This window comes from Klebsiella sp. JN_Kp122, assembly GCF_040062085.1.
Taxonomy (GTDB): domain Bacteria; phylum Pseudomonadota; class Gammaproteobacteria; order Enterobacterales; family Enterobacteriaceae; genus Klebsiella; species Klebsiella aerogenes.
Map to the genome: position 1 here is coordinate 51504 of NZ_JBEAHW010000014.1, position 17534 is coordinate 69037.

The 17534-nt window shown below is 58.1% G+C and carries 19 protein-coding genes and 1 pseudogene; 9 read left to right on the forward strand and 11 right to left on the reverse strand.

What is annotated here, in order from left to right; genetic code table 11:
* Positions 1-2: 2 nt before the first annotated feature.
* Both phnS and phnR read right to left on the reverse strand, forming a co-directional pair.
* Positions 3-1016, reverse strand: a complete 1014-nt coding sequence (gene phnS, locus ABLU78_RS03620) for a 2-aminoethylphosphonate ABC transporter substrate-binding protein (RefSeq protein WP_032715341.1) — start codon at positions 1014-1016, stop codon at positions 3-5.
* Positions 1017-1195: 179 nt separating this feature from the next.
* Positions 1196-1915, reverse strand: coding sequence for a phosphonate utilization transcriptional regulator PhnR (gene phnR, locus ABLU78_RS03625; RefSeq protein WP_015369072.1), 720 nt, complete (start codon positions 1913-1915; stop codon positions 1196-1198).
* Between the two features lie 141 nt (positions 1916-2056).
* On the opposite strand from phnR, the gene phnW reads away from it, so the two are divergent.
* Positions 2057-3160, forward strand: a complete 1104-nt coding sequence (gene phnW / locus ABLU78_RS03630) for a 2-aminoethylphosphonate--pyruvate transaminase (RefSeq protein WP_048229844.1) — start codon at positions 2057-2059, stop codon at positions 3158-3160.
* A 9-nt stretch (positions 3161-3169) separates the two neighbouring features.
* The gene (gene phnX / locus ABLU78_RS03635; RefSeq protein WP_045389061.1) at positions 3170-3979 is read left to right on the forward strand and encodes a phosphonoacetaldehyde hydrolase; all 810 of its coding nucleotides are present in this window, start codon (positions 3170-3172) and stop codon (positions 3977-3979) included.
* Positions 3980-3984: 5 nt separating this feature from the next.
* Here phnX and nepI read toward each other — a convergent pair whose 3' ends face one another.
* The gene (nepI, locus tag ABLU78_RS03640; RefSeq protein WP_015369069.1) at positions 3985-5169 is read right to left on the reverse strand and encodes a purine ribonucleoside efflux pump NepI; all 1185 of its coding nucleotides are present in this window, start codon (positions 5167-5169) and stop codon (positions 3985-3987) included.
* A gap of 211 nt (positions 5170-5380) precedes the next feature.
* Between nepI and ABLU78_RS03645 the strand changes: the two genes are divergently transcribed.
* Both ABLU78_RS03645 and ABLU78_RS03650 read left to right on the forward strand, forming a co-directional pair.
* Complete coding sequence (locus ABLU78_RS03645; RefSeq protein WP_032454415.1) at positions 5381-5740, forward strand: type II toxin-antitoxin system RelE/ParE family toxin; 360 nt, start codon at positions 5381-5383, stop codon at positions 5738-5740.
* Positions 5724-6047, forward strand: a complete 324-nt coding sequence (locus ABLU78_RS03650) for a DNA-binding transcriptional regulator (RefSeq protein WP_004173862.1) — start codon at positions 5724-5726, stop codon at positions 6045-6047. The genes ABLU78_RS03645 and ABLU78_RS03650 overlap by 17 nt, the downstream gene beginning before the upstream one ends.
* A 90-nt stretch (positions 6048-6137) precedes the next feature.
* On the opposite strand, the gene ABLU78_RS03655 is transcribed toward ABLU78_RS03650, so the two are convergent.
* The 8 genes from ABLU78_RS03655 to ivbL form a co-directional block, all read right to left on the reverse strand.
* On the reverse strand, positions 6138-6590 hold the full coding sequence (locus ABLU78_RS03655) for a DUF1198 family protein (RefSeq protein WP_015369068.1): 453 nt from the start codon (positions 6588-6590) through the stop codon (positions 6138-6140).
* Positions 6591-6726: 136 nt separating this feature from the next.
* Positions 6727-8118: a hexose-6-phosphate:phosphate antiporter gene (gene uhpT, locus ABLU78_RS03660; protein ID WP_045362132.1), complete on the reverse strand. Its 1392-nt coding sequence runs from the start codon at positions 8116-8118 to the stop codon at positions 6727-6729.
* Positions 8119-8263: 145 nt separating this feature from the next.
* Positions 8264-9592, reverse strand: coding sequence for an MFS transporter (locus tag ABLU78_RS03665; RefSeq protein ID WP_015369066.1), 1329 nt, complete (start codon positions 9590-9592; stop codon positions 8264-8266).
* A gap of 11 nt (positions 9593-9603) precedes the next feature.
* A complete protein-coding gene (gene uhpB / locus ABLU78_RS03670) occupies positions 9604-11088 on the reverse strand; it encodes a signal transduction histidine-protein kinase/phosphatase UhpB (RefSeq protein WP_162866937.1) in 1485 nt (494 codons plus the stop codon).
* A 17-nt stretch (positions 11089-11105) separates the two neighbouring features.
* Positions 11106-11699 carry a transcriptional regulator UhpA gene (gene uhpA / locus ABLU78_RS03675; RefSeq protein ID WP_047046116.1) on the reverse strand — a complete coding sequence of 198 codons (594 nt, stop codon included), beginning with the start codon at positions 11697-11699 and terminating at the stop codon, positions 11106-11108.
* 150 nt (positions 11700-11849) lie between these two features.
* Positions 11850-12137 carry an acetolactate synthase small subunit gene (gene ilvN / locus ABLU78_RS03680; RefSeq protein WP_016162014.1) on the reverse strand — a complete coding sequence of 96 codons (288 nt, stop codon included), beginning with the start codon at positions 12135-12137 and terminating at the stop codon, positions 11850-11852.
* A 3-nt stretch (positions 12138-12140) separates the two neighbouring features.
* Positions 12141-13829, reverse strand: a complete 1689-nt coding sequence (ilvB, locus tag ABLU78_RS03685) for an acetolactate synthase large subunit (protein ID WP_048229843.1) — start codon at positions 13827-13829, stop codon at positions 12141-12143.
* 104 nt (positions 13830-13933) lie between these two features.
* The gene (ivbL, locus tag ABLU78_RS03690; RefSeq protein WP_016162016.1) at positions 13934-14029 is read right to left on the reverse strand and encodes an ilvB operon leader peptide IvbL; all 96 of its coding nucleotides are present in this window, start codon (positions 14027-14029) and stop codon (positions 13934-13936) included.
* A gap of 12 nt (positions 14030-14041) precedes the next feature.
* Here ivbL and ABLU78_RS03695 point away from each other — a divergent pair.
* The 5 genes and pseudogenes from ABLU78_RS03695 (at position 14042) to emrD (ending at position 17497) form a co-directional block, all read left to right on the forward strand.
* A pseudogene (locus ABLU78_RS03695) lies at positions 14042-14210 on the forward strand (hypothetical protein).
* Between the two features lie 370 nt (positions 14211-14580).
* Complete coding sequence (gene tisB / locus ABLU78_RS03700) at positions 14581-14700, forward strand: type I toxin-antitoxin system toxin TisB (protein WP_004145059.1); 120 nt, start codon at positions 14581-14583, stop codon at positions 14698-14700.
* 89 nt (positions 14701-14789) lie between these two features.
* Positions 14790-15236 carry a GNAT family N-acetyltransferase gene (locus tag ABLU78_RS03705; protein ID WP_048229842.1) on the forward strand — a complete coding sequence of 149 codons (447 nt, stop codon included), beginning with the start codon at positions 14790-14792 and terminating at the stop codon, positions 15234-15236.
* Between the two features lie 67 nt (positions 15237-15303).
* Positions 15304-16137 (forward strand): DMT family transporter, encoded by an 834-nt coding sequence (locus tag ABLU78_RS03710; protein ID WP_048229841.1) that lies wholly within the window; start codon positions 15304-15306, stop codon positions 16135-16137.
* Positions 16138-16312: 175 nt separating this feature from the next.
* Positions 16313-17497 (forward strand): multidrug efflux MFS transporter EmrD, encoded by a 1185-nt coding sequence (gene emrD, locus ABLU78_RS03715; protein ID WP_015369059.1) that lies wholly within the window; start codon positions 16313-16315, stop codon positions 17495-17497.
* Positions 17498-17534 lie beyond the last annotated feature (37 nt).

Here is a 17534-nt window from a genome sequence, read left to right on the forward strand (position 1 = left end):
GCTTACTCGCTATCGGTCACTTTATGCCAGCGGGCAATGTCAGCCGACAGCGATACCGCGACATCATCCCAGTTCGGCTCCCAGCTCTTCACGCCGTCGAGCGCCGCTTTCGCCGCCTTAAAGTTAGCGTCATCCGGCGCCACATCGCTGCGTACCGGCAGGCCCCAGGAGCGCGCGCTGACGCTGGATTGCGCCGGTTTATCCAGCAGGAAATTGATCAGCTTCTTGCCGTTTTCGCTGTTCGGTCCGTTCTGTACCAACCCGATGGTGTAGGGCAGCGCCAGCGCGCTGCGCTCGCCTTTATCATCCGCCGGCCAAAAAATTTTAACGTTCGGGTTACGCGCCATCTGCGACAGGTTCATCTGCAAATCGCCGTTGGCGACGTACAGCTCGCCTTTATTGACCAGCGCAGTCAGCTTGCCGGTCGAGGCCGATGGGCCAACGTTATTGGCCTGCAGCTTACCCAGATACGCAAAACCGGCGTCTTTACCGCCGAGGCTGTGGAACGCCTGCAGCATCACCGCGGTACCGTCGCCCGCCTGCCCCGGCGTGGAGTACTGCAACTTGTTCTTAAAGCGGCTATCCAGCAGATCCTGCCAGCTGGCCGGCGCGGTTTTCAGCAACTGGCCGTTATAGATGAAGGTCAGATAGTTATTCACCAGCGGCGCGTAGCGGTCGTTAGCGCCGGGGATCTGCGCGCTACCTTGCGGGGTAAAGGTTGCCAGCAATTGCTCTTTCGCGGCGCGCTGGATAAACGGCGGCACCGTGACCAGCACGTCAGCCTGCGGATTGGTGCGCTCCTTCGCCAGACGTTCGACGATCGCGCCGGAGCCGCCTTCCACATACTGCACTTTGATGCCCGTCGCTTTGGTGAAGGCGTCGAACTGGCTCTGATACCAGCTGTTATCGCCATCATGCAGGCCGTCGGCGGAGTAAACCGTGACGACGCCGTCCGCCCAAACCGGAGAGCTGGTCAGCGCGAACAGGGACAGCAGAGCAAGTCGGGAGAGTTTCATCGTTTAAGCCTCATCGGATAGTCAGTTATTCTGGTGTAGACCAGATTTGCTTTCACGCTACCGAGGGTTTATGACAAAACGATGAAAGAAGTGTGTCGAAAGAGTTAAAACGAGGGGAAGTGCGTAGCCCCGGTAAGCGCTAGCGCCACCGGGGAGATCAAAAAATTTAACTAATAAAATCAATGGGTATCGACTTCGATCCGCAGGCTGTCATGCCGCCAGTATTCAATATCGTAATCGAGAATACGCCCGTGTTGATCGTAATTCAGCCGGCGCAACAGCAGCGCCGGGCGCCCTTCCATCACCCCCAACGCCTCTGCGGCCTGCGGCGGCATTGAGGTGGGATAAAACGACAAATGCATACTGGTATAGATCAGGTCGTACTGAGTTTGATAAATCTCGGTCAGACTGCCGTTGAGATCGTGGCGCAGCAGCTCAGGCACCCGCGCGGGCAGGCAGTGGTTTTCGCAGTAGCACACCGGCCGGCCGTCGGCATAGCGCAGACGCGTCAGCAGGTAAACCTGATCGAAGGGCTGCAGCGCCAGCGGGGCCATCACGTCCAGCGGCACGGCGGTTAAGCGCCCTTCAAGCAGCACCGTTTTCGGTTCGCGCCCCTGCTCGAGACATAGCTTGTGGAAATTGGTGTTCTGCGTCGGATCCAACCACAGACGCTCCGGCGTCACGAACCAGCCGCGGCGGTCGGCGCGGTAAATCACGCCGCTGGCCTCCAGCTGCGCCAGGCTCTCGCGTACCGTAATCCGGGTCGTGTTGAACAGCGCGCACAGTTCGCGCTCTGAAGGCAGCTTATCGCCGCTTTTCAACGCGCCGTTTTGAATACGCGCCTGCAGCTGCGCCTTAATCATCAGGTATTGCGGCATCTCGCCAGAGGGTGATTTCATGTTTACTCACTGCCACTTTTCGTGCGCTCATTATACATAGCCAGATGAATTTTTTGTTGCAGCGCCACATTTCCTTTGACCCTGCCCCGGCTTTGTCTCCATGATAAATATAAATCTGGTATAGACCAAATGGTGAGACAAATGACTTCACGGAACTACTTGCTGCTGACCCCCGGCCCGCTAACCACCTCCCGTACGGTAAAAGAGGCGATGTTGTTCGATAGCTGTACCTGGGATGATGATTACAATCTCGGCGTGGTACAGACCATTCGCCAGCAGCTGGTGCAGTTGGCTACCCCGGCCGACGGTTATACGGCGGTGCTGCTGCAGGGTAGCGGCAGCTACGCGGTCGAAGCGGTGCTCGGCAGCGTCATCGGCGAACAAGGCAAAGTGCTGATCGTCAGCAATGGCGCCTATGGCGCGCGTATGATTGAGATGGCGCAACTGATGGGCATCGCCTGCCACCCTTACGACTGCTGCGAAGTCTCCCGTCCAGATGCGGCCGCGATCGAACAGATCCTGCAGAACGACCCGGCGATCACCCATATCGCGATGGTACATAGCGAAACCACCACCGGCATGCTGAATCCGATCGAAGAGGTAGCCGAAGTGGCAAAACGGTACGATAAACGCTATATCGTCGATGCGATGAGCAGCTTTGGCGGCATTCCGTTGGATATCGCCGCGCTGAATATTGATTACCTGATAAGCTCCGCCAACAAATGCATTCAGGGCGTGCCGGGCTTTGCCTTCGTGATTGCCCGCGAATCGGAACTGGCCGCCTGCAAAGGCCGTTCGCGCTCGCTATCACTGGATCTGTACGCCCAGTGGCGCTGCATGGAAGATAACCACGGTAAGTGGCGCTTCACCTCGCCGACCCATACCGTGCTGGCCTTTGCCCAGGCGCTGAAAGAGCTGGCGCAGGAGGGCGGCGTTAGCGCCCGCTATCAGCGCTACCGCAACAATCAACGCCGTCTGGTGGCAGGGATGCGCGCGCTCGGCTTCCGGCCACTGCTCGACGATAGCCTGCACTCGCCGATCATTACCGCCTTTTATTCACCGGATGCGCCGCAGTATCGCTTTCACACCTTCTACCAGAAGCTGAAAGATCAGGGCTTCGTTATCTATCCGGGCAAAGTATCGCAAAGCGATTGCTTCCGCATCGGCAACATTGGCGAAGTCTACGACGCCGATATCACCGCCCTGCTGGCGGCTATCGACAACGCCATGTACTGGAAACAATAAGGAACCGCCATGAACCGTATTAGCGCACTGATCCTTGACTGGGCAGGCACCACCGTAGACTTCGGCTCTTTCGCCCCGACGCAAATTTTCGTCGAGGCCTTCCGCCAGGCCTTCGATATTGAGATCACCCTTGAAGAGGCCCGCGTGCCGATGGGGCTTGGCAAGTGGCAGCACATTGAGGCGCTGGGCAAACTCCCTGCTGTCGATAGCCGCTGGCAGGCCAAATTCGGCCGCGCGATGACTGCCGCCGATATCGATGCGATCTACGCCGCGTTTATGCCGCTGCAAATCGCTAAGGTTGTCGATTTTTCCGCACCGATTGCCGGCGTTGTCGATACTATCGCCGCGTTTCGCGCCGAGGGCCTGAAGATCGGCTCCTGCTCGGGTTATCCGCGCCCGGTGATGGAAAAGCTGGTACCAGCCGCTGCCGCCCAGGGCTACGCCCCGGACCACTGGGTCGCCACCGATGACCTTGCCGTCGGCGGTCGTCCGGGCCCGTGGATGGCGCTGCAGAACGTGATTACCCTGGGCATTGACGATGTGGCCCACTGCGTGAAGGTCGATGATGCCGCACCGGGCATCAGCGAAGGGTTACATGCCGGGATGTGGAGCGTCGGGCTGGCGGTGTCCGGTAACGAATTCGGCGCTACCTGGGAGGAGTACCAGGCGATGTCGAAAGAGGAAATCGCCACCCGTCGCGAGCGGGCGGCAGGCAAACTGTATGCCGCCGGGGCTCACTATGTGGTTGATACCCTGGCGGATCTGCCGGAAGTGATTGCCGACATCAACGCCCGGCTGGCAAAAGGCGAACGGCCGTAAGCGGGTTAATTCACCTTCACTTTGGTCGTCACCAGCAGGCCGGTAAACAGCATTAATATTCCTGACAACACCAGCGGCGACAGCAGTCCTAAGTGGTCGAGCGCAACACCGCCGACCGCGGCGCCGCAGGTATTGGCAAGCTGGATCACCGCCACCTGAATCGACCCGGCTTTTTCCGCCTGATCGGAGAGAGAACGGGTGATCCACGTTGACCACCCCACCGGGATCAGCGCAAACGCGAAGCCCCAGATAATCGCCACCGTCGAGGCGACGATTTTGCTTTCTCCCCACAGTACCAGCGCCGCCGCGCAGGCGGTCAGCACCAGCGGCGAAATCGCCAGCGCCGCTTTGACCGAGCGCTTCAGCACCACCGAGGAGAGCGAGGTGCCGATAAAGCTGGCGATACCAAAGCTCAGCAGCACCAGCGTCAGGCCGTCGACGTCAAAACCGGCGAGTGTCATGTATACCGGTCGAATATAGGTAAAGAAGGCGAACTGTCCGGCAAAGGCCATGAAAATGGCGCACATCCCAGCCATCACCCCCGGACGCTTCAGCAGACCAAACATATTTTGCTGCTGAGCCGCCGATTCACCCGGCAGCGACGGCAGCGCTTTCAGCACCCAGAGCGTACACAGCACGCCCATCACCGCCGCGCCGTTAAAGACGTTGCGCCAGCCGATAAGCCCGCCAAGGAAACTGCCCAACGGGGCGGCGATCACCAGCGCGATTGATACCGCGCCGAAGATAATCGATAGCGCTTTCGGCACCACGCGCATCGGCACCAGACGCATGGTCAGCGATGCCGACATCGCCCAGAAACCGCCGAGCGCCAGGCCCAGACAGGCGCGCCCCAGCAGTAGCAGGGTGAAGCTATCGGCAAACGATACCAGCAGGCAAGAAAGGGTCAGCAGCAGCGAAAACAGGATAACCACGTAGCGGCGATCGGTTTTACCTATCACCGTGGTGATAAACAGGCTGGAAAACATCGCGACGAATGCCGTCGTCGTCACCGACTGCCCGGCCATCCCTTCGGAGATGCCTAAATCCAGCGCCATCGGCGTTAACAGGCTGACCGGCAAAAACTCGACGGTAATCAGGCAGGCGACGCAGAAAGCAACCGCGAAGACCGCCGACCAGTTTGGCCGCGCGAGATCGCGTGCATGGGGTTTGGTTTCATTTGAATGACTCATGAGTGACCTGCGAAGAAAGTGGCGGAAAGCTGCGCAGTGTAACATTTTGTATGTGACGTACTTAACGTTTTCGCAACTCTTCTCGCTTTTCATAAGAGGATGCGTAGCTGCTCGCATGTTTAAAAAAACGATGCTTGCTATCGCTTTAACAAATCTCAGGAGAATTTAATATAGCACTATGTGCTATACTTTTAACGACAGGATGTCAGCAATGCGTATCTTTAAAACCAAATGGTTCGCCAGAGAGGCTAGCTCTCATGGCATTTCCGACGACGAGCTCTATCAGGCAATTCAATCTGCGCTTCAGGGCAAAGTGGTTGATTTAGGAGGGGGGGTTTATAAAAAGCGACTCAACAAGAATCGCGATCGCGCAATCATCCTTACCAAAAGCGCAGGGTATTGGTTTTATACCTTTCTATATGCCAAACAGGATATGGCCAATATCAACCATCGCGAATTAATGGGGTTTCGTGAGTTAGCAAAACACTATGCCAATCTCTCTGAAGAGAAAACGACGGCCTTAGTTAAAAGTAAAGAACTGGTGGAGATTTGCGATGACAGCAAAAAATAAATACAAAAGCCCGGCTTTCGAAGCGATCCATAGCGCTGCGTCGGGGCTATTCAGCGTTGGCGCAATCCCACAGGAAACAATGCGCCATTTTGATGAATCATGTCTCGGTAGCGTAGCCGCACTTCAACCCATTGAAATTAAAGCGCTACGTGAACAACTCAATGTTAGCCAACCCGTGTTCGCTCGTTATCTGAATACCAGCGTGTCTACCGTGCAAAAATGGGAGACTGGCGCTAAACGACCGAGCGGAATGTCATTAAAATTGCTTAGCGTCGTACAAAAACACGGCCTGAAAATCCTACTGTAGTCATTCTGCCGGATGGCGCTTACGCTTATCCGGCCTACAAAGAACGTAAGGGAGATATGGTTTTGAACCACAGGCCGGATAACAATGAGATCAGTGCAGCCAGTGCACGCCGTCTTCCGGGAGAAACAGGTCGTTATAGCGCTGCTGTAGGTTATGTAAATCGCTCACATCCGGGTCCAGCTCGCGCAGAAAACCTTGCGCCAGGCGGAGCTGCGCGTCGGTAATCGGCGCCGCTAAACGCGCTTTTTGCATCAGGCGATACCAGTAATGCAGGTTTTTTTCGCTGGCGTCGACAATCGCGACCTGCCAGATGAGCAGCACCTGCGCGGCGTTCTGCAAATGTGCTTCATTCGGCCGCTCCAGGTAACGCAAATACTCATTACCGGCGGTTTTTCCCAGCTGATCGATCATCGATTCCAACGGAACAGGCGTAATGCCAAGGCGTTCGCTCAGGCGACGAATCGCGCGGCGTGAATCAGAGGTAAGCACCCGAAATCCCACAACAAATACCACTACCAGGGTGGCCAGTCCTATCCAGATCATGCATCCTCTCATCCAATCGCAGCCTCACTATCATAATGGGAATTTGCCTGCTGTCGACTGTCGGACCTGGCATATTACGCAAGAAATAAAAAAGCCCGGCGCAATGGCCGGGCAAGGTTACCAAATACCTGGTGAATCAGGCGGTCTGCAAAATACGGTTCTTTTTCTCGCGGCGAATTTTACGCTCTTCAAAGATAGCCACGATGGCCATCAGGCAGATACAGCCGACGGCGGCGGCATCCAGCGCCGCAAAGGTGCCGGCCCAGCCGGTCAGGCCGAAGACCGGCGTGCCGTCGGCGATCATCCCAAGACCCAGCTTGGCGAAGCTATCGCCGATCAGATAGGCGAAGGTGCCCTTGATTCCATCGGCGGCGCCGATCGCTTTTTTCGGTACGAAACCGACGGCGGCGACGCCGATCAACAGCTGCGGACCAAACACCAGGAAGCCCAGCGCAAACAACGAGGCCAGATAGACGTACTGGTTGCTGGCATGTTGGTAAACCCCAAGGGTGGCGATAATCAGCGCCAGCGCGACGCAGGCCACCAGCGCGCGGCGGCCGTTGGCCAGATCCGACAACCAGCCCCACAGTAGCGTGCCAACCAGCGCGCCAACTTCAAACAGGGTAAAGCCCTGAATCGCCACCTCTTTAGACAGCTTCAGCTCCTGGAAGGCATACACGGTGGACCACTGATCGATACCGATACGCACCACATAGAGGAAGATGTTGGAGAAGCACAGCAGCCAGATCACTTTGTTTTTCAGCACGTACTCAACAAAGATCTGCCACTTGGTCATCGCATTTTCTTCGGTCTCTTTGTCCTCTTCGCTGATCGCTTCGCCAAACAGCTCTTCCGCCGTGCCAAGGCCGTAGGATTCCGGAGAGTCGCTACCGTAGCGCAGGCCAATAAAGCCAACGATCAGCGCAATAATCGACGGGAAGATAAACATGCCGATCACGTGGCCGTCGAACAGATAGTTGGCGCCAAACAGCGCCACGCCCGCCGCGCCCGCGCCGCCGAGGTTGTGGGAGATATTCCAGAAGCCGAGGAAGGTGCCGCGTTTGCGTCTGGGCGTCCACTTGGTGATGGTGGAATAGCTGCACGAACCGCCGGTGCTCTGGAAGAAACCACTCAGCGCATAGAAGGCGATCATCAGGAACAGGCTGGTTGAACCCGCCCCCATGCTGGCGCTAAAGCCCAGCATACAGATAGCGGAGAGGATCAGCATAAACGGCAGGAACTGCTTGGTATTTTTACCGTCGGCATAATAAGAGACGAGCGTCTTGCCCACGCCGTAGGTAATGGAAAAGCCCAGACCAATCATCCCCAGCTGCGTCATGCTCAACCCGTAAGTGGAGATCATGTCGTTCTGCGCGATGTTAAAGTTTTTGCGGATCAGGTACATGGTCAGGTAGCCGATGAAGACCACCAGATAGGACTGCATGAAAGGTTTGAACCACATTTTGCGCCGCACATCGAGCGGCAGATCCAGGGTCGGCTTGCGCACCTGATTCAGAAAGGCCAGCATGGGTATCTCCTGAGCTGATTTTTTATGCCTGCGTAATAACCAGGCATTGTAAAAACCCGCGCGCCGTCTGGCCTGAGACGGCTTCCAGGTAAAACCGGGAAAATTTCTTAGTTTTGCCCCGTTCGCGGCGAAAGGGTGAGCTACATCACGCTTCGCTGGCGGTACGCGGCGCCTGCGCGTTTAAAAACGGCAGCAGCAGCAGCGCGGAAATGCCGGCGGCAATCGCAATCACCACGAAGAATCCGGTCCAGTGCCAGATATCCATCACCTGCGCCAGCGGCCAGCCGGAAAGCGAGGCGCCAAGATAAGCGAACAGGCCGACAAACCCGGTGGCCGCCCCAGCGGCTTCTTTATGCGAACATTCTGCCGCCGCCATGCCGATCAGCATTTGCGGGCCGAAAACGAAGAACCCGGTGGTGAAGAAGCATGCCGCCTGCATGACGTAGCTGGCAAACGGCATCAGCCACAGCCCGCCAACCGACAACAAAATTCCGGCGGCGAAGATCAGATTCATCGGCCCGCGATTGCCGTTAAACAGCTTATCCGAGCCCCATCCCGCCACCAGCGCGCCGATAAAACCGCCCAGCTCAAACATGGTCACCGCCGAGTTAGCGGTCACCAGATCGACGCCAAGCGTCTCCGACATATACAGATTGCCCCAGTCGTTAATCGCCGCCCGCACCACGTACACCAGCACATAGCACAGCGACAGCAGCCAGATATAGGGATTGGCCAGCACGTAGCGGGTCAGAATCTCTTTGCGCGTCAGCCCTGCGCCTTCCTGCTGCTGGGCGATTTCCAGCGCATCGTGACGCCAGTCGCCCACGGCGGGTAACCCCACCGCCTGCGGGCGATCGCGAAGCCGCCAGCACAGATACAGTCCAGCAAGGATCGCCAGACAGCCGGCAATCGTCATCCCCATTCGCCAGCCGTAATGCAGCGCCGCCGCGCCCACGACCATTGGGATCAGCGCGCCGCCGACGTTATGCGCGGTATTCCATAGCGCCCACCAGCCGCCGCGCTCGGTTCGCGAATACCAGGCCGTCAGCAGCCGGGCGCACACCGGCGAGCCCCAGCCCTGGAAGAAGGCATTCAGCGCCCACAGCAGCGCGAAGGCCCATAGCGAAGTGGAAAAACCGAACAGAATATTCACCACCCCGGTGGCAATCAGCCCCAGCCCCATAAAATAGCGGGCGTCGGAGCGGTCGCTGACGATACCGGAGAAAAATTTCGACAGCCCGTAAGTGATGTAAAACAGCGTGGCCAGCAGGCCGATATCGCTGCGGGTCAGCACGTTACTGGCGAGGATCTCGGGAACCGCGGCATTAAAGCTTTTGCGGGTGAAATAAAACAGCGCGTAACCAAGCCAGATGGTAAGCAGAATATGGCGACGCCAGTAACGATAACGCTCGTCCAGCTCGCGTTTATCGCTAATTGGCGCGGCGTCCGGCGGCGCTTTTAAAAAGGCAAACATCGGCGCTCCTTTCAGGCGTAACGCAGCGGTAAATTGACGCACACGCGGGTACCGTGTGTGCAGGAGATAGTTAACGTACCACCCAGCGCTGTCACGCGCTCACGCATGCCGGTCAGGCCGAACCCCTGCAGATTCGACCCCGGCGGCAGGCCGCAGCCGTCATCTTCCAGCACCAGCATCAATTGCCCATCCTGTTGCCAGCCCTGGAGGGTGACGGCGCTGGCGTTGGCGTGCTTGACGATATTATTCAGTCCCTCCTGGCAAACGCGAAACAGCGTCACGCGCTGGTTTTCGCTCAGCCCCGCCTCGTTAATCCGCCATTCGAGATGACTGACGATACCGCGGTCTTCCAGTTCCATTTCACGCATCAACGAACGTACCGCCTGTTCAAGCGGCAGATCGTCAAGCTGGCGCGGACGCAGACGACCAAGCAGTCTTCGCACAGAGTCGTAAACCCCCAGCGACAGCTGTTCTATCAACTGGCCGCTCTGCCGTACGCTGGCGTTGTTTGGCGCCAGACGCTGCACGATCCCCGCCTGGGTGCGAATTGCCGTGATAGTCTGGCCAATATCATCGTGGAGCTCGCGCGCCACGTCACGCCGCACGCTCTCTTCCGTTTCCAGCAGGCGTTCCGCCAGCCGCCGATTGCGCGCCAGCTCGTTCTGTAGCGACAGGTTAAGCTCGCGCAATCGCTGGATCCCCGCCCCCAGCAGCAGTCCGGTCAGGCTCTGCGCCAGCAGTGAAAGCAATAAATCAACCGGGTGATCGTGCCAGGTCTGGCTGGCAATCAGCGCAATGGCGTTCATCAGGGTGGCGATCAGCGCCCCCTGCCAGCCGTAGTGCCAGGCGAGAGCGATAATCGGCAGCGCCAGACAAAAAGGGGTAAAGCGGGAGAGTTCGGCGGGCAACCCGAGCTGTAGCCACAGGCTGACGGTAAAGAGCAGCAGGTACCAGATCAGATGCCGGCCGCGCCAGTTAACCGGCTGCGACACCAGCGACGGTCCCAGCGGCCGCCAGACGGTACTGGTCAGATAATGCCAGATAACCAGGCAGGTCGGCGCCAGCGTCAGGCCGCCGGTCAGCGTCAACAACAGCGCGGTCAGTCCCTCACTGCCTTCTTGCGCCAGCCACGGCAGCGATTGCAGCAGCGAGGCGGCGATCAGTGCCCCGCCCTGGCGCAACAATGTCAGCCAGTCTCGCTGCTGGCGATAGCGTGAAATCAATGCCACCGGCAGCAGGGTCAGCAGACTTCCGGTCATCAATATTATCGGGTGCGCCAGCGCCACTTCCTGCGCCAGCCAGAAGATAAGCAGCCACTCGGCTCCCAGCAGCACCGGCCAGTAGCCACGCGGGCATTGCAGCATCAGCCCTAAACGCAGGCCAAAGGGAAACAGCAGCACCGCTAAATCCGCGCGTTCCACCAGATGCAGACTGATACTCCACAGGCAGAACCAGGCGGTTGAGAAGATAAAGGCGCAGCCGATCACCGACAGCAATCGTGAAACGACGGTGTTCATTGCCAGCTATCGAACATGCGGCGCGCCAGCTCAACGTCATTACTGACGCCCAGCTTTTCCAGCAGGTTGGCGCGATGAACGTGAACGGTTTTCGGCGACAGACCGAGCTCGGCGGCGATCTCTTTCACCGCCATACCCTGCGCCAGCTTTTCCGCCACCTGGCGTTCGCGTTTGGTGAGCGGATCCTGGCGCCCGGCGGCCAGCTTCATGGCGATATCCGGCGTGAGATAGCAACCGCCCGCCGCCACGGTGCGGACCGCGGCGATCAGTTCATCCGGACTGCAGCGTTTCGACAGGAAGCCGCGCGCGCCGGCGTTCAGCGCCTGCTCGATCAGCGCCGGGCTATCGTGCACCGACAGCATGATGGTCGCCATCCCCTTAGGCAGCTGGCTTAACAGCTCCAGCCCGGAAATATCCGGCATTGAGATATCGCAGATACAAACCTGTACACCGCGCCCCGGTAGCCCCGCCAGCGCCTCCCGTCCACAGCCGAATTCAGCGACAACCTGAAAATCAGCTTCCAGCCCCAGTAGCTGAGCAAAACCGGAGCGGACAATCAAATGATCGTCAATAAGGGCGATGGTAATCATGGTGTTTCCTGGTGCCTGAAAGCGCCGGATGGCGGCGTAAACGCCTTATCCGGCCTACGGATTCACTCCCTGTAGGCCGGATAAGCGCAGCGCCATCCGGCAAAGGCGCTTACCTTAGCGGTAAGCGCGTAGCTGTTCAAGCCTTGAGCGCTATTCGAAGAACACCGCAATTTTGTTAAACATGGTGGGATCGGACTGGTTACGCGCCACATTGGTGACATCTTCCAGCTTTTCAATCTGGCTAATCATCTGCCCCAGCCGCTGGTCATCATTTACCAGCAGCCAGATGCGGCTGTGCTCGCTGCCCTGAATCGGCAAGCAGAGAATACCTTCAACGTTAAACGCGCGGCGGGCAAATAGCCCGCAGACGTGGGTCATCACGCCAGGGTGGTTGCGGACGGTGAGTTCCAGAATGACGTTATCGTGTTGCTTTTGCATGGCTTATTCCCCCACCATCTCAGTATTGGCCGCACCCGGCGGTACCATCGGATACACTTTCTGCTGAGCGTCGATACGCACGTGGATCAACGCCGGACCAGGGCGGTCGATAATCGCCTGCAGCGCCGCCTGCGGATCGGATTCGTTATTTAAATCACAGGTTTGCAGACCAAAACCGGCAGCTATCTGCATAAAGTTAATCATCCCCGGATAGGTCGCGGCGAAGACGCCCTGCTGATAGAACAGGCTCTGCTGCTGATGCACCAGCCCCAGCGCTTCGTTGTTCATCAGGATAATTTTTACATCCAACTGATTTTCGGCGGCGGTGGCCATCTCCTGAATATTCATCATCAGGCTGCCGTCACCGGAGAAACAAATAACCTTACGTTGCGGATTCGCCAGCGCCGCGCCGATGGCCGCCGGCAGGCCGAAGCCCATGGTGCCGAGACCGCCGGAAGTCAGCCACTGGCGCGGACGGTTGAGCGGATAGGCCTGCGCCGTCCACATCTGATGCTGACCCACATCGGTGGTGAGGATCGCCTCATCATCAACGCAGGCGGCCACGGCGTTAATCAGGCCGTAATGGGAGAGCGGATCGCTTTCCTGCGGGATGGCGCAGGGGAATTCTCTTTGTAAATCAGCCACCAGTTGGCGCCACTCATCACGCGGCTGCGCCTCAATCTGCGGAATAAGCTGGGCTAAGACCTCCGCCACATCGCCCTGAATCGCTACGTGAGGTTGCTTAATTTTGCCAAGCTCAGAGCGGTCGATATCGACGTGAATAATCTTCGCGTTCGGGCAGAACTGCTCGGTCTTGCCAATCGCCCGGTCATCAAAACGCGCGCCTAAAACAATCAGTAAATCAGCTTCTTGCAGAATAAAGTTAGTGCTGCGCGCGCCGTGCATCCCCAGCATGCCCAGCGACAGCGGGTGCGCCTTCGGCAGCATACCCAGCGCCATTAAGGTCATGGTGGTCGGCAGGTTGGCTTTTTCCGCCAGGTCCCGAATCGGCTGCGGCGCATTAATCACGCCGCCGCCCAGATACAGTACCGGGCGTTTCGCCGCGTTGATCATTGCCGCCGCTTCACGCACGCTTTCAGGCGCGAATGCCGGTGCCGGGGCGCGCTCGCCTGGCTCCGGCAGCGTTTCCAGCTCAATGGTCGCCGCCTGTACGTCCTTAGGAATGTCTATCCACACCGGCCCGGGGCGCCCGGACTGGGCAATACGGAAGGCGTCACTCATCACCTGCGGCAGCTCGGCGATGTCGCGCACCAGGTAGTTATGCTTGGTGATGGGGATAGAAATGCCGTAGGTATCGACTTCCTGGAAGGCATCGGTGCCGATCATTGAGGCCGGAACCTGGCCGGTGATGCAGACCAGCGGAATAGAATCGAGGCGAGCATCGGCGATGGCGGTAATCAGGTTGGTGGCGCCAGGGCCGCTACAGGCCATGCAGACCGCGGGTTTACCTTCGGTACGCGCCATCCCCTGAGCGATAAAACCCGCCCCCTGCTCGTGGCGTGCCAGGATGTGGCGGATCTGCGTGCTTTGGCTCAAGGCATCATAGATAGGCAGGATGGAGCCGCCCGGAATGCCGCTGACCATAGTGATACCCTGGCGTTCCAGTAAATGAACAACCAGCTGCGCGCCGGTAAAGCGCATTGTGTTTGATGTGGTGCCCGAACTTGCCATGCTCCAGTCCTTTTATTCTGGGCCGACTTTACCGGGGGGCTCGCCAACAAAAAACCCCGCTCGGTTTGCGCCGGCGGGGTTTGGAATTCGTGTTGTTCCGGACCCTACGGCGCATTGCCGACGACGACCACCACAGACACGACGACCACCGCGGCAGGCGCGGTTTTTAGTAGGGTCGAAGTCATCATGGCAGCGTTCATTAGGGACCTGTTGTGTCGAAAAATAAGCTGAATTTATACAAACACAGGTTTTGCGTTTTCACAATGGATTTATTTTCATCCACGAGAATTTGCGCGAAAGATCACAGTTCGCGACATCAGCGGCAGAAAACAAAAAACCCCGCCGGAGCGAGGTTTTTATCAGCATTTTTACGGGTGGTAGCCGCAAGCACACTGTATTACGTCAACGACAAAAGTATACGCGATCGCTGCAATTCGCGCAATTTAAGGTCGAAATTTCTCTGTCATAGAGTATGGATGGCGGGTGCGAATTTGTCCAAAAAATACTGTTCATACATACAGTATTTATCTATACTGGATGTGTTCACTTTGTGCCATTCGGGGGCCGCAAGTTTGACCGGCGCAACGAAGTCCTGGCTGAAACGGGTGGTGCCGTCAGTGCCTTAACCCCGAGAGAGCACACTGTGTTACGTCAACAATGCGTCGTGTCCGGCCCGTACGGCCACCACTGCGCAACCCCTGTGAGAACAGGGATAAGCTGGCAACAGGCAGCGGAAAGGTACGTCAGCTTATTGTGCTCCTTAACCACAGGAGACGCGCGTATGGGCGGAATGGATATTATTATTTTAATCCTGAAACTCATGGTTGCTGTGTTGCAACTACTTGATGCAGTCCTGAAACAGTTCCGCTGATTCAGGTTCAAGTCGCACCTGAGGGGGGCGGGAAACCGCCCCCCTACAGGCGTCCTGCGGGCGTTCCGGGAAGACTTGATGGAGGAACCATGCCACCGCTATTAATTGCCGCAACAACGCCGGAGGATCCGGGGTTCGTTGCGCTGCGCGCCGAAAGCCTTGAACAGCACTTCGATATGCTGCGCCGTCTGGCGGAAAACTGGCAAAGCGGCAAAAACCGCTTTAACGCCCCTGGTGAAAAGCTGCTGGGCGCGTTCGTCCGTGGCCAGTTAGTTGGGGTCTGCGGTCTGAACGTCGACCCCTTCAGCCAGCAGCCGCGGGCCGGGCGCATTCGCCATCTCTATATTCGCGATAGCCATCGCCGCCAGGGAATTGGCCAGCAGCTGCTGGTCTCGGTCATCACGCATTCCGGCGCCTGGTTCGATTTCCTTAACACTCATGCCCCGGCGCAGGCCTGGCCCTTTTATGAACGCTTTGGTTTCCGCCCGGTATACGATGAGCCGCGGGTCACGCATCGCCTGTTCTGCTCGCTGTAAGCGTGGCTGGCTGGCGGAACGGGGTCATGTTACAGTCCGCTGACCTTAACTGCTGAATCTGCCTGCGATGACCATCACCGTATTCTGCATTTTGCTTTTCGCCGCACTGCTCCACGCCAGCTGGAACGCTATCGTCAAAGCCAGCGGCGATAAAATGTACGCGGCGATAAGCGTCAGCGGGTCGGCCTCGCTGATCGCCCTGGTGATGCTCCCCTTCGCGCCACAGCCGACGCTGGCCAGCGCCCCCTATCTGGTGGTGTCATGTGCATTACAGGTGGTGTATACGGTACTGGTGGCGAAGACCTATCAGGTGTCGGATATGAGCCAGACCTATCCGCTAATGCGCGGCACCGCGCCGTTGCTGGTCGCGGCTATCAGCGTGATATTTCTCGGCGATCGCTTATCGCCGCTAGCCTGGTTGGGGATTGGCGTCATCTGCCTGGCGATTCTGGCGATGGCCTTTAACGGCCGCGTCAGTTCCCGCAAAGGCATCATGCTGGCGCTGATCAACGCCTGTTTTATTGCGGGTTATACGCTGGTGGACGGCACCGGGGTACGGCTGGCGGGATCGGCGCTCGGCTATACCCTGTGGACCTTTTTTATGAACGGTTGCTGCCTGCTGTGCTGGGCGATGGTGGCGCGGCGGCGCGAAGCCAGCCGTTATTTACGCCAGCACTGGAAAAAAGGCATCCTCGGCGGCGTCGGCACCATGGGATCCTACGGCCTGGCGCTATGGGCGATGACTCAGGCGCCGCTGGCGGTGGTCGCCGCGCTGCGTGAAACCTCCATTCTGTTCGGCGCGCTGATCGCGTTTATCGTCCTGAAAGAACAGGTGGTAGCGCTGCGCATCGTTGCCGCCTGCGGTATTGCCGCCGGAGCAATCCTGCTGCGCCTCTCATAGATTAAAATGGCAACATTAGTTGCCGATCCTGTTTACAAAACCTGCCTGAATTTTCCCCAACAATCGGTGCTATGTAGTTGTTCTGTCATTTTATTGTGGTAGATTCCTCCATCGTTTAAGGGGTGTGCCAGTCACATATTCTTCATTTCTCATTGCTCACGAAGTATTCATCGACATGAAACGGCATAAGAACTTCAATTTGTTGTTGATGCTGGTACTGCTGGTGGCCGTTGGCCAGATGGCGCAGACCATTTATATTCCGGCTATCGCCGACATGGCGGTATCGCTTAACGTCCGCGAAGGGGCGGTACAAAGCGTGATGGCGGCCTATCTCCTGACGTACGGCATTTCCCAGCTGTTCTACGGCCCGCTCTCCGACCGCGTGGGCCGCCGCCCGGTGATCCTCGTAGGGATGTCTATTTTTATGCTGGCGACGCTGGTTGCCATCACTACCCATAGCCTGCCGGTATTGATCGCCGCCAGCGCCATGCAGGGGATGGGCACCGGCGTCGGCGGCGTGATGGCGCGCACCCTGCCGCGAGACCTGTATGAAGGCGCGCAGCTGCGTCACGCTAATAGCCTGTTGAATATGGGAATATTGGTCAGCCCGCTGATTGCGCCGCTGCTCGGCGGCATCCTTGATACCCTGTGGAACTGGCGCGCCTGCTACGCTTTCCTGCTCATACTGTGCGCTGGCGTGACGATTAGTATGGCGAAATGGATGCCGGAAACGCGCCCACAAGGCGCGCCGCGGACGAAACTACTGGCCAGCTACAAAACGCTGTTCGGTACCGGCGCCTTTAACTGTTACCTGTTGATGCTGGTGGGCGGGCTGGCCGGGATTGCGGTGTTCGAAGCCTGTTCCGGCGTGCTGATGGGCGCGGTCCTTGGCCTGAGCAGTATGGCGGTCAGTATTCTGTTTATTCTGCCGATCCCGGCGGCGTTCTTCGGCGCGTGGTTCGCTGGCCGTCCGAATAAACGCTTTTCAACGCTGATGTGGCAGTCGGTTATCTGCTGCCTGCTGGCGGGAATTATGATGTGGTTGCCGGGGCTGTTCGGCATTATGACCGTCTGGACACTGCTGGTGCCTGCGGCGCTGTTCTTCTTCGGCGCGGGTATGTTGTTCCCGCTGGCTACCAGCGGCGCGATGGAACCATTCCCGTTCCTCGCCGGTACCGCTGGCGCGCTGGTTGGCGGCCTGCAGAATATCGGCTCCGGCGTGCTGGCCTGGCTGTCGGCAATGATGCCGCAAACCGGGCAAAGCAGCCTCGGCCTGCTGATGATGTTAATGGGGCTGTTGATTCTGCTGTGCTGGCTGCCGCTGGCCTCGCGCTTTACCAGCCACCAGCAGCCGGTCTAAGCGCCGCTGGCGCTCCCCGGATAGCGGCTTACGCCTT

Excerpts from the sequence above, each read along its gene's own strand:
- phnS (WP_032715341.1), bottom strand. The coding sequence starts at position 1,016 with ATGAAACTCTCCCGACTTGCTCTGCTGTCCCTGTTCGCGCTGACCAGC.
- phnR (WP_015369072.1), bottom strand. The coding sequence starts at position 1,915 with ATGAAATCACCCTCTGGCGAGATGCCGCAATACCTGATGATTAAGGCG.
- phnW (WP_048229844.1), top strand. The coding sequence starts at position 2,057 with ATGACTTCACGGAACTACTTGCTGCTGACCCCCGGCCCGCTAACCACC.
- phnX (WP_045389061.1), top strand. The coding sequence starts at position 3,170 with ATGAACCGTATTAGCGCACTGATCCTTGACTGGGCAGGCACCACCGTA.
- nepI (WP_015369069.1), bottom strand. The coding sequence starts at position 5,169 with ATGAGTCATTCAAATGAAACCAAACCCCATGCACGCGATCTCGCGCGG.
- ABLU78_RS03645 (WP_032454415.1), top strand. The coding sequence starts at position 5,381 with ATGCGTATCTTTAAAACCAAATGGTTCGCCAGAGAGGCTAGCTCTCAT.
- ABLU78_RS03650 (WP_004173862.1), top strand. The coding sequence starts at position 5,724 with ATGACAGCAAAAAATAAATACAAAAGCCCGGCTTTCGAAGCGATCCAT.
- ABLU78_RS03655 (WP_015369068.1), bottom strand. The coding sequence starts at position 6,590 with ATGATCTGGATAGGACTGGCCACCCTGGTAGTGGTATTTGTTGTGGGA.
- uhpT (WP_045362132.1), bottom strand. The coding sequence starts at position 8,118 with ATGCTGGCCTTTCTGAATCAGGTGCGCAAGCCGACCCTGGATCTGCCG.
- ABLU78_RS03665 (WP_015369066.1), bottom strand. The coding sequence starts at position 9,592 with ATGTTTGCCTTTTTAAAAGCGCCGCCGGACGCCGCGCCAATTAGCGAT.
- uhpA (WP_047046116.1), bottom strand. The coding sequence starts at position 11,699 with ATGATTACCATCGCCCTTATTGACGATCATTTGATTGTCCGCTCCGGT.
- ilvN (WP_016162014.1), bottom strand. The coding sequence starts at position 12,137 with ATGCAAAAGCAACACGATAACGTCATTCTGGAACTCACCGTCCGCAAC.
- ilvB (WP_048229843.1), bottom strand. The coding sequence starts at position 13,829 with ATGGCAAGTTCGGGCACCACATCAAACACAATGCGCTTTACCGGCGCG.
- ivbL (WP_016162016.1), bottom strand. The coding sequence starts at position 14,029 with ATGAACGCTGCCATGATGACTTCGACCCTACTAAAAACCGCGCCTGCC.
- ABLU78_RS03705 (WP_048229842.1), top strand. The coding sequence starts at position 14,790 with ATGCCACCGCTATTAATTGCCGCAACAACGCCGGAGGATCCGGGGTTC.
- ABLU78_RS03710 (WP_048229841.1), top strand. The coding sequence starts at position 15,304 with ATGACCATCACCGTATTCTGCATTTTGCTTTTCGCCGCACTGCTCCAC.
- emrD (WP_015369059.1), top strand. The coding sequence starts at position 16,313 with ATGAAACGGCATAAGAACTTCAATTTGTTGTTGATGCTGGTACTGCTG.